The 12,181-nt window shown below is 46.0% G+C and carries 7 protein-coding genes; all 7 read left to right on the forward strand.

What is annotated here, in order from left to right:
• Positions 1-33: 33 nt before the first annotated feature.
• The 7 genes from F597_RS0112100 to F597_RS0112130 all read left to right on the forward strand — a co-directional run bounded on the left by F597_RS0112100 (position 34) and on the right by F597_RS0112130 (position 12,144).
• Complete coding sequence (locus F597_RS0112100) at positions 34-1,914, forward strand: ABC-F family ATP-binding cassette domain-containing protein (protein WP_019540013.1); 1,881 nt, start codon at positions 34-36, stop codon at positions 1,912-1,914.
• 78 nt (positions 1,915-1,992) lie between these two features.
• On the forward strand, positions 1,993-2,760 hold the full coding sequence (locus F597_RS0112105; RefSeq protein ID WP_019540014.1) for a tRNA threonylcarbamoyladenosine dehydratase: 768 nt from the start codon (positions 1,993-1,995) through the stop codon (positions 2,758-2,760).
• Between the two features lie 133 nt (positions 2,761-2,893).
• Entirely contained in the window at positions 2,894-4,687 is a 1,794-nt protein-coding gene (argS, locus tag F597_RS0112110; RefSeq protein WP_019540015.1) for an arginine--tRNA ligase, read from the forward strand.
• A gap of 57 nt (positions 4,688-4,744) precedes the next feature.
• On the forward strand, positions 4,745-5,992 hold the full coding sequence (locus F597_RS0112115; RefSeq protein ID WP_019540016.1) for an acyloxyacyl hydrolase: 1,248 nt from the start codon (positions 4,745-4,747) through the stop codon (positions 5,990-5,992).
• Between the two features lie 169 nt (positions 5,993-6,161).
• Positions 6,162-8,624: a glycoside hydrolase family 95 protein gene (locus F597_RS20735; protein WP_019540017.1), complete on the forward strand. Its 2,463-nt coding sequence runs from the start codon at positions 6,162-6,164 to the stop codon at positions 8,622-8,624.
• 4 nt (positions 8,625-8,628) lie between these two features.
• Positions 8,629-10,875, forward strand: coding sequence for a GH92 family glycosyl hydrolase (locus tag F597_RS0112125; RefSeq protein ID WP_019540018.1), 2,247 nt, complete (start codon positions 8,629-8,631; stop codon positions 10,873-10,875).
• A 279-nt stretch (positions 10,876-11,154) separates the two neighbouring features.
• Positions 11,155-12,144, forward strand: coding sequence for a sugar phosphate isomerase/epimerase family protein (locus F597_RS0112130; protein WP_026327399.1), 990 nt, complete (start codon positions 11,155-11,157; stop codon positions 12,142-12,144).
• Positions 12,145-12,181 lie beyond the last annotated feature (37 nt).

Raw genomic sequence — 12,181 nt, forward strand, 5'->3', positions numbered from 1 at the left:
GTTTGTACATTTGTGCACAAAATCAGAAAAGGCATGCCCACTCCACTTCTTCAAATCGACAAGCTGACCAAAAGCTTCGGTGATCTGGTATTATTCAGTGATATCTCTTTCGGCATTGCCGAAGGGGATAAGATAGGGCTGATTGCCCCGAACGGATCGGGCAAAACCACCCTGTTGAATATACTGTCCGGCAAAGAGCCGTACGAGAGCGGAAGGGTGGTATTCCGCAATGATATACGACTGGCTTATTTGGAACAGTCCCCTGTTTTCGACCCTGAAATGACGGTGTTGGAAACCTGCTTCAGCACCGATAGCGAAACAGTGAAGCTGATCGCCCGCTATGAAGAGATGATCTCTTCCGGCAACCAGAAAGGGCTGGATGAACTGCTTGTCCACATGGATCTCCACAACGCGTGGGATTACGAACAGCGGGTCAAACAGATATTGACACAATTAAAGATCACCGATTTTCATCAGAAAACAGGAGAACTCTCCGGCGGACAAGTAAAACGGGTGGCACTGGCCAATGTGTTGATCAGTGAACCGGAACTGCTGATCATGGATGAGCCGACCAACCACCTCGACCTGGAGATGGTGGAATGGTTGGAAGAACATCTCACCCGTAATAATATCAGCCTACTGATGGTAACACACGACCGGTATTTCCTCGATCGCGTCTGCAACCAGATCCTCGAGATCGATGAAAAACGGCTCTTTTCCTATAAAGGCAACTATTCCTACTATTTAGAGAAACGGGATGAGCGGGTCATGGCACAAAATGCCGAAACCGAAAAGGCCAGGAATCTGCTGAGGAAAGAGCTGGACTGGATGCGGCGGCAACCACAGGCTAGGGCCACCAAAGCCAAATCGCGCATCGATGCGTTTTATTCGCTCGAGGAGAAAGCCCAACAGAAAAAGGATGAACAAAATATCCGCCTGGCCGCAAAGGGCAGCTATATCGGGAAAAAGATCTTCGAAGCGAAAGACGTCAGTAAGCGGTTCGGCGACGTCAGGATCACCGAAAAATTTAACTATATCTTCACCCGTTATGAAAAGATGGGCATCGTGGGAAATAACGGTAGCGGAAAATCCACATTCGTGAAGATGCTGCTGGGAGTGGAAGAACCCGACAGTGGCGGTTTTGATATCGGCGAAACGGTCAATTTCGGCTATTACAGCCAGGATGGATTACAATTCAACGAACAGACAAAAGTGATCGATGTGGTACAGGCTATTGCCGAAGTGATCGACCTGGGTGACGGCCACCGCCTGACCGCCTCCCAGTTCCTGCAACACTTCCTCTTCCCGCCCGAGAAACAACATAATTATGTATACAAACTCAGCGGGGGTGAAAAACGGCGACTCTACCTCTGTACGGTACTGATCAAAAATCCCAATTTTTTAGTACTGGACGAGCCGACCAATGACCTTGACATTCTTACGCTGAATATATTAGAAGAGTATCTTGCAGGCTTCAAGGGATGCCTTATCGTAGTGTCGCACGACCGATATTTTATGGATAAGGTGGTAGATCACCTGCTGGTCTTCCATGGCAACGCGCAGATTCAGGATTTTCCGGGTAACTATACGCAATACCGGGAATGGAAAGCAGTGGAAGATAAGAAAGAGTCCTCCGAAACAAAGATATCTGTACGCCAGCAGGAAACTCCACCACACAAGAAAAGACCTGAAGAGAACAAAAAACTCTCCTTCAAGGAAAAACAGGAGTTCGAAGCGCTGGAACAGCAAATTGAACAATTGGAAACGGAGAAGGATCGGATCAGTGAAGAACTCTCCTCCGGAAATCTTTCTACCGAAGAACTGATGAACAAATCGAACCGCCTGTCGGAACTGATCGATATTATTGATGAGAAAACAATGCGCTGGCTCGAGCTCAGTGATCGCGATCAATAATACCAATAGTTTTTCACCTTTGAGATAACGCTATATTGTTTCATTGGTATTACTTTTGTGCGCGATTTGAAAACAAACATGGAGTACAACGAATTATTTGCCCGTACCGAATTGTTGATCGGGAGGGAAGCAATGCAGTCGCTCGCCACAAAAAAAGTGATCCTTTTCGGTGTGGGCGGTGTAGGCAGTTGGTGTGCCGAAGGATTGATCCGCAGTGGGATCATGCACCTTACGATTGTCGACTCAGATAAAGTGGCTATTGCCAACAGCAACCGACAGCTACCCGCTACTACCCAAACAATTGGACAGTTGAAAGTGGAGGTACTTAAAAAGCGGCTTCAGGAAATCAACCCCTTCGCCACTATCAATGCAATCCCGGAAATTTACAGTGCCGACTCATCCTTGTCATTTCAATTGGAACAGTATGACTACGTGATCGATGCGATCGACTCACTCGCACACAAAACGCATCTGCTCACCGCAGCATCGGAAAGCGGAGCCACTGTCTTCTCCTCTATGGGTGCAGCACTCAAGATAGACCCGCAACAAATCAGGGTAGCGGAGTTCTGGAAAGTACGTGGATGCAAGCTGGCATCGGCATTACGTGACCGCCTGCGGAAAGGAGTAAAACTACAAAAACCGATCTTGTGTGTCTACAGCGAGGAACGACTCTCCAACATAGGCACAGAAGCCCTACCCGATGCCGATGAGAAAGGCAGTTTCCGTAAAGCGCAGACCAACGGCACCATGGTGCAGGTGACCGCCGTCTTCGGCTTCACCCTCTCGGGCCTGGTAATTCAGGATATTGTGAAAATGAAATCTGCGAGTAAGCGAGAGCAAAGATAAGTTTACTTGAGTTTGCCGAGCGAGAGCAGATTGCGCGAAGCAAATAGTGAATAGTGAAAAGTGAATAGTGAAAAGTTCGCTCAGTAGCAATTTCTTTACTACTTTTGTGTCTCTAAAACAGCAATATCAAGACATGCATATCGAGAATAATCTTCAGGATGTCATTATCCGCGCAATAAAAGAACTTTATCACGTAGACGTGGAAACGTCGCAAATCACGCTTCAAAAAACAAAGAAAGAGTTTAAAGGGCACTACACGCTCGTCACCTTCCCTTTGCTAAAAATCTCCCGGAAGAAACCGGAAGAGACAGCACAGGAAATAGGTTCCTGGTTAACGGAAAAGACAGATATCATCTCCGGATTCAATGTAATCAAAGGATTTCTGAATCTGGAAATTACGGCAGAAGCCTGGCTCCGATTACTGGAACAGATCGACAGAGAACCTGATTACGGTTTCACACCTGTGGCGGATGATGCACCACTCTATATGATAGAGTACTCTTCCCCCAACACCAATAAACCATTGCACCTGGGGCATGTGCGAAACAACCTCCTGGGACATTCGTTGTGCGAAGTATTGGCAGCCAACGGAAAACGGGTGGTAAAAACCAATATCGTGAACGACCGGGGTATCCATATCTGCAAATCGATGCTTGCCTGGCAGAAATGGGGTAACGGCGAGACGCCCGAATCTTCCGGTAAAAAGGGGGATCACCTCATCGGCGACTATTATGTGCTGTTCGATAAAAAATATAAAGAGGAATTGGGTTCATTACAGGACAAAGGCATGTCGAAAGAGGATGCCGATGAACAGTCGCAACTGATGGCGGAAGCCCGCGAAATGTTACGTAAATGGGAAGCCGGGGACGAAGAGACCGTCAACCTGTGGAAGCGGATGAACGAGTGGGTATATGCAGGATTTGACGAAACCTACCGCCGAATGGGAGTATCATTCGATAAAATCTACTATGAATCGGAGACTTATCTTGCCGGAAAAGAAGAGGTACTGCGAGGTCTGAATCAAGGACTTTTCTACCGGAAAGAAGATGGATCGGTGTGGGCCGATCTCACTCCCTACGGGCTGGATCACAAGCTGCTACTACGTGCCGACGGGACATCGGTCTATATGACGCAGGATATCGGTACAGCCAAATTACGGTTTGACGACTATCCCATCGACACCATGATCTATGTGGTGGGGAATGAACAGAACTATCATTTCCAGGTACTTTCCATCCTGCTCGACATGCTTGGATTTGAATTTGGCAAGGGACTCGTGCACTTCTCTTACGGCATGGTGGAACTACCCGAAGGAAAAATGAAATCGCGTGAAGGGACAGTGGTCGATGCCGACGACCTGATGACCGAAATGGTGGAAACTGCCCGTGAGACATCGAAAGAATTGGGTAAACTGGATGGTATATCTACCGAAGAAGCGGATAAAATCGCAGAGATGGTCGGTATGGGCGCCCTCAAATACTTTATACTGAAAGTAGACCCGAAGAAAAACATGACCTTTAATCCGAAAGAATCGATCGATTTTAACGGGAACACAGGGCCATTCATTCAATACACGCACGCACGTATACAATCCGTCCTGCGCAAAGCCAGTGAACAGGGCATCACTATTCCTGAAAGACTGGAGAACACCCTCACCCTTTCCGGGAAAGAAGAAGGGCTGGTACAGTTACTCGCGGAATTCGATGCGGTGGTGAAACAGGCAGGCACCGAATACAATGTCTCTCTCATCGGGAACTATGTGTACGAACTGGCAAAAGAGTTCAACCAGTTCTACCACGATTTCTCCATCCTTCGTGAAGAGAACAGCTCATTACGTGATTTCCGGTTGTTATTGTCAAAAAATATAGCCCTGACCATCAAAAAAGGAATGAAATTATTTGGCATAGATGTACCCGAACGGATGTAATACTAACTGAAGAATTGATTCAGTCGGAAGTCCGGGATCTGCCATATCGGAAGCGCTATGAGCAAAACAAAGATCAATAGAAGCATACTCCTTCTTACCATCCTGTTTTTCTGGAACACAGGAGGCGTGCGGTCACAACTCTATCCCGATTCGGTTTACTCCGACCGGCCAACTCTTATTCACCGGTTAGAAATAGGAGGCCGTCCGGGTTACATCATTCCCACCAACAAATTCCTGAGGGGAGAGAATGAGCAATCCCGACCGATCAGGTATGCCTTTTCCTCTCACCTGAAATATGCTTTTCAGTTCCATCCCGACAGCCGTACCGGACAGATCTACCGCGGCGCTTATCAAGGAATCGGGTTTGCCTATTATAACTTTGAAAATTCCCGTGAGATCGGGAACCCGAAAGCGGCCTATCTGTTTCAGGGAGCTACCCTTGCCGAGATCACTCCTCGCTTGTCGTTCGATTATGAATGGAATTTCGGGCTGTCGACCGGATGGAATCCTTACGACTATGACAAAAATCCTTACAACGGAATGGTCGGATCAAAGGTCAACGCCTATATGAACGTAAACTTTTATTTCAGGCATCTTCTTTCCCGGTATTTCGATCTTATTTACGGCGTCACTTTCACCCATTTCTCCAACGGAAATACTAAATTCCCCAATGCAGGATTGAATGCGACAGACATAAAAGCGGGGATCACCTATAATATCAACCGGCAGGTAAACTACCTCTCACAAGGCTTGCCCGGTTACACCTCTCTTATAAGAGATTTTCCCCGCCATATCAGTTACGACGTAGTATTATTCGGCTCCTGGCGGCGCAAAGGGATAGTCTTCGATGGGGAACCAATGGCTTCGCCTGACAAGTACACCGTGCTTGGATTCAACATCAACCCCATGTACAATGTGGGATACAAACTTCGGGTAGGGGCATCGTTGGACGGGATATATGACAGCAGCGCCAACATATATACCGAAGATTACATCACCTCCTACGGCGACCCAAATCCCGGATATACATTTTATAAACCTGCGGTGAATAAACAACTGGCGCTGGGACTTTCCGCACGGGCAGAATATGTGATGCCCTATTTCGATGTGGGAGTGGGTATCGGGGCCAACCTGTTGCACGGCGGTGGTGACCTTAAAGGGTTTTATCAAATATTGGCTTTAAAAATAAAAGTCACGCGTCACTCGTTCATCCATATCGGGTATAACCTGCAGAATTTCGATACGCCTAACTACCTGATGTTAGGCCTTGGCCTGCGGCTAAATAACCAACATCCGCAGCATTAAATGAAGTGGAAAGGTGGGAAAGTGGAAAAGTGATTTGAATTAGCAATTACCAATTACTAATTACCAATGGATCAATGCGACATAAGTCCGAGATCCCAAATTTTTCATTTTTCACTTTTAGTTTAAGAAGTCTTGATTCATGACTCTAAGAGTCTTAATTCTAAATAAAATGAAACTAAAAAAACTGATCACATCTTTTTTCCTGACAGGCAGTATAGTATTGGCCTGGGGGCAGAATCCCGCATTAAAGACGCACTATAATTCTCCCGCTACAAATTGGGAAAATGAAGCTCTGCCGATTGGCAACGGCCACATAGGTGCAATGGTCTTCGGGGGTGTCGACGAAGATGTTATTCTTGTGAATGAAAAAACATTATGGTCAGGCGGACCGGGTAAAAATCCCGGTTACAACGGCGGGCACCGGAGAACGCCTGCTGAAAACCATCGCACTTTGCAACATATCAGAAATACTTTGCAGGAGAAAATGACGGATTTCACAGCTACACAGTCCGCAGGAATAGATGCAAACGGAAAAGTTATCGCACATGATTATGCTCCTGAAGACGACGAGTTGAAAAGCCATATCCTAGACCTGACAGGGAACAGAGACGATTTTGGATCCTATCAGCAATTGAGCAACATCCATATTGGCTCGAATCCGGCGACATCTGCCGGTTATTCGCGGTACGCGCGCGAACTGGATATCGATAATGCGGTTGCTAAAACGACGTATCTCCAAAATGGAATAAATTACACACGTGAATATTTCGTCAGCCATCCCGACAATATAATTGTCATTCGCCTTACGGCTGATAAAAGAGGTTCACTTTCACATACATTTTATTTCACATCACCGCAGGAAAGCATCCATATGAACGTGACAGATAACATAATTACTATGGAAGGGAGGCCGGCTGACCATGGTGACGACGGCTTGAAGTTTGTCCAGCAAATGATAATCATCCCTACGGGTGGAGCGATAAGTAATGACGGTAACCAAATCAAGGTGGAGAATGCCGACGAAATATTGCTGATCTCCTCGGCCGCAACCAATTACCATCAGTCGATGAACGCTGATTTCAATTATTTTTCCGGCATTAATCCCCGCAACACAGTTGAAAACACAATACATAAAGCAGCTCAAAAAACCTATACCCAATTGTTGGATACACATATTCGGGATTATAAATCACTGTACGACAGGATGAGTATTTCATTGGGCAATGCGGCTAACATCAACAATAAGACTACTGATGAGCTATTAAAAGGATATAAAGACGGTACCAATACACCTGCAGAAAATTTATACCTCGAGCAGTTGTATTATCAGTTTGGACGCTATTTATTGATCTCATCTTCCCGAAAAGGCTCATTGCCCGCCAATCTTCAGGGGATCTGGGCAAAAGGATTAACCCCTCCATGGAATGCCGACTATCATACCAACATTAATGTCCAGATGAATTATTGGCTGGCCCAACAAACCAATCTGTCCGACTGCCATATACCGGTCATTGAATACACCAAAAGCCTTGTTCCACGGGGAAGACTTACCGCGCAACATTATTATTGTAAACAAGACGGAAGTCCGGTGAGAGGCTGGGTCATTCATCATGAAAATAATATCTGGGGTAATACCGCCCCCGGAAACTGGTACACAGCATTTTATTTTCCGGCTGCCGCCGCCTGGATGTGCCAGGATATCTGGGAGTATTATCAGTTCAATCAGGACATAGAATTCCTGAGAGATTATTACCCGATTATGGCAGATGCCGCATTATTCTGGGTAGATAACCTCTGGCGCGATTCCCGCGACGGAACTCTTGTCGCGAATCCCTCTTATTCACCTGAACATGGCCCCTATTCGCTTGGCGCATCAGCCGACCAGGCCATTATATGGGAGCTGTTCGATATGGTAATCAAGGCAAGCGATGCATTAAAATATGATACTCCGGAATTACAGGAGATAAAGAAGGCAAAGGATCAGTTGGCCGGACCCGGGATCGGGCTGGCCGGACAACTGATGGAATGGAAAGATGAGTTGCTGATGGACATTACGGGCGACAACGGGCATCGGCACGTCAACCATTTACACTGGTTGCATCCGGGAAGCAGGATCGTATCAGGCAGAAGTGCGGAGGAGGATTTATATGCAAAAGCGATGCAAACCACACTGGATACGCGTGGCGATGGGGGTACAGGCTGGAGTAAAGCGTGGAAAATCAATTTCTGGGCACGACTGCATGACGGTGACCGTGCTCATAAACTGGTGCAGGAAATATTGAAAGAATCTACACTGGCAAATCTGTTCGATACCCACCCACCCTTCCAGATCGACGGGAACTTTGGCGCTACTTCAGGAATGACCGAGATGCTCGTGCAAAGTCACGGCGGTTATATCGAATTATTGCCTTCACTCCCTGATGCCTGGGCCAGCGGCAGCTTTAAAGGGATCAAAGCCCGGGGAAATTTTGAAATAGAAGCAGAATGGAAAAATGGAAAAATAATATCACTATGGATCACCTCCGGTTCAGGAAACAACTGTAGGGTGAAATACAATGGAAAAATGTTCTCTTTCCCAACCACAGCGGGAACGATTTATGATGTAAGCAATGAAATAAAACAAAAATTTTAAGCATATGAAACGAGCATGTAAACTATTCTTTTTTATTACGATCGCTTTATCGCTCAAATGTTCCTCCAATGTACAATTGATTGCAGAACCAAAGGGATTGGTAGATTATGTCAATCCCTATATGGGTAATATCAGTCATATGCTTGTGCCCACGTATCCAACAGTTCACCTTCCTAACAGTATGTTGCGTATATATCCCGAACGGGCTGATTATACCAGTGACCTGTTGCATGGTTTACCGATCGCGGTTACAAGCCATCGTGGAAGTTCGGCTTTCAATTTAAGTACTTTCCATGGAATCGAATCGGAGTTGAAACCGGTTATCCCTTACAGCTATGACAGGGAAAAAATCACCCCTTATGACTATTCTGTCTATCTCGATGAAGAAGAAACAAGCGTCTATTACGCCGTCTCCAATCAATCAGGTATCTATGAACTGGATTTCGACCGGACAGATCCTTTGTTTGTGATCCTCAATTCAAGAAGAGGTGAGTTGAAATGGGATGGAAAAGCATTTTCGGGTTATCAGCAACTTCAAAACAATACCCGGATTTTCGTCTATATGGAGCCCGATGTGCAACCTCAAAGTGTAAAGAACGAAACAGCATCGGGCACAAATGCCCATATTGTATTATCTTACCCGCCGAACACCATGCGGTTGAATTTACGTTACGGAATTTCGTTTATCGATGCCGAACAGGCAAAGAAAAATCTCTCCCGGGAAATACCGGATTTCGATGCAAGAGCTGTAGCGGAAAAAGGACGAAAAGTGTGGAACGAAACATTGGGAAAAATTAAAGTGGACGGAGGTTCGGAAAACGACAGGGCTGTTTTCTACACCTCACTGTACCGAACCTACGAGCGTCCGGTTTGTATATCGGAAGACGGACGTTATTTCAGCGCTTTCGACGGAAATATCCATAATGACAACGGAACACCTTTTTACACCGATGATTGGATCTGGGACACTTACCGTGCCACACACCCGCTTCGTGTCCTGATAGAGGCCGATATGGAAAGCGATATCCTCAACTCTTTCTTGCGGATGGCGGAACAAATGTCGGAATTTTGGTGGCCTACTTTCCCCGAAATTACGGGCGATAGCCGCCGGATGAACTCCAATCACGGCATTGCCACTGTAATTGACGGATACATAAAGGGACTGGAGAATATCGACCTCGCTAAAAAATATCCGGCTATGCGAAACGCCATAATGGAAAAAACGCTGGCTCCCTGGTCGGCAAAGCCGTCAGGCGAATTGGACCGGTTTTATCACGAGAACGGGTATATTCCCGCACTAAGAGAGGGCGAGAAGGAAACGATCCCTGAAGTGCATGGTTTTGAAAAACGCCAACCTGTAGCCGTAACGCTCGGAACAGCTTATGACCAATGGTGTCTGGCACAGATAGCCAAAGAATTAGGAGAAATGGAAGATTATGCTTATTTCCTGGAAAAGTCATACAACTATCGAAATCTTTATAATGCGGAAACTGGCTTCTTTCACCCGAAAGATAGACAGGGGAACTTCATCGAGCCTTTCGATTACAAATTTTCAGGTGGAATGGGCGCACGTGAATATTATGGAGAAAACAATGCCTGGACCTATCGTTGGGATGTGCAACATAATGTGGCCGACCTGATCCATCTGATGGGAGGACGTGAAAAATTTATTCAGAATCTCGACCAAACGTTCCGCGAACCACTTGGAAAAAGTAAATATGGATTCTATGCCCAACTGCCCGACCAAACAGGAAATGTAGGACAATTTTCAATGGCAAACGAACCATCGCTACACATCCCCTATCTCTATAATTATGCAGGAGAACCCTGGAAAACACAAAAGCGCATTCGCAAACTGGTAACCGAATGGTTCAGGAACGACCTGATGGGTGTTCCGGGTGATGAAGACGGCGGCGGAATGTCGGCTTTCGTGGTGTTTTCACAAATGGGATTCTATCCGGTAACGCCGGGTAGTCCGACATACAATATCGGAAGCCCGTTTTTTGACGAGGTAACCATGCAGTTGAGTAATGGCAAAACATTGCGTATTGTTGCCCAAAACAATAGCGAGAATAACAAATACATTCAATCGGCACGGCTGAATGGGAAAGAATGGACAAAACCCTGGTTTAATCACGAAGACATCAGAAACGGCGGGACATTAGAGCTTGTGATGGGCGATAAAGCCAACAGGTCATGGGGCGCCACCCCGCAGGATGCGCCACCCTCGGAAGGAATTAAAAACAACTAAAACGGGGAAAAGATGAGAAAAACAGCGGAGGTAAATAGAGCACTGTAATGTCCAAAGTGTCGGATAATCCGCCATGAGTGAAGTGGCAAAATTTGCCGGCATGTAAATTCACAAATTGTATGAGCATATGATAAAAAATCAATACAGTTAAAATTATTTAATAACAGGATGTCAATCCGATAAAAAGAGTACCTTTATTTCATTCAATCCAAGGCAATGTCAAGGACAGTTATTGTTGTCGGAAAACAACTGATTATTAACCCTATAATTTACATAAAAATGCCTCGACCAGTAACACTCTACTCTCTTCAATGGGGAGATCTATCATTGGAAAACGTATGTGCCAAAGCGAAAGAATTTGGCTACGACGGGCTTGAATTAGGATTGCCTGATCATTTGGATGTGCGACAAACCGATCCGGAATATTACAAAGGTATCAAAGATCTTTTGGGAAAGAATGGGTTACAGCTACACACAATTTCTTCCCATCTGGTAGGACAAGCGGTATGTGACCGGATCGATGAACGGCACAAAGGAATTTTACCCGCTTACATCTGGGGTGACGGTGATCCCGAAGGTGTCCGCCAACGTGCTGCCGAAGAGTTGATATTAACGGCAAAAGCGGCCCGGTCATTAGGTGTAAACACGGTGGTAGGATTTACAGGAAGTCCAATCTGGCATTTGCTTTATTCATTTCCGCCTGTTACCGGATCCATGATTGATGACGGCTATAAAGAATTTGCCCGCCGTTTTATCCCCATTCTCGATGAATTTGAAAAACTGGGTGTCCGTTTTGCATTGGAAGTGCATCCTACCGAAATTGCATTTGATACATTTTCAGCCCGCAAGGCATTGGAAGCTGTGGATCATCACCCTGCTTTCGGCTTCAATTACGATCCGAGCCATATGGGATACCAGGGCGTGGATTACGTGGACTTTATTTACCAGTTCCCCGATCGTATCTTCCACGTCCACATGAAGGATGTGCACTGGAGTGATACCCCCAAACAAGTAGGCGTGTTCGGCGGGCATGTACCTTTCGGCGATCCCCGGCGTTACTGGAATTTCAGAAGTGTAGGGAGAGGCAGGATCAACTTTGAAGAAATTATCCGTGCACTCAATGCTATCGGTTATCAAGGACCACTTTCAATAGAATGGGAAGATAGTGCCATGGATCGTGAACACGGTGCGCGTGAGTCTTGTAAATTTACCAAACGGATCGATTTCCAGATGTCAAAACATGCTTTTGACGCATTTTTTGCAAAATAACCATCAGCTATATCATTGTATATGAAGAGGAGAAAAT

The sequence above is a fragment of the Proteiniphilum acetatigenes DSM 18083 genome, from assembly GCF_000380985.1.
In the GTDB taxonomy this organism is placed as follows: domain Bacteria; phylum Bacteroidota; class Bacteroidia; order Bacteroidales; family Dysgonomonadaceae; genus Proteiniphilum; species Proteiniphilum acetatigenes.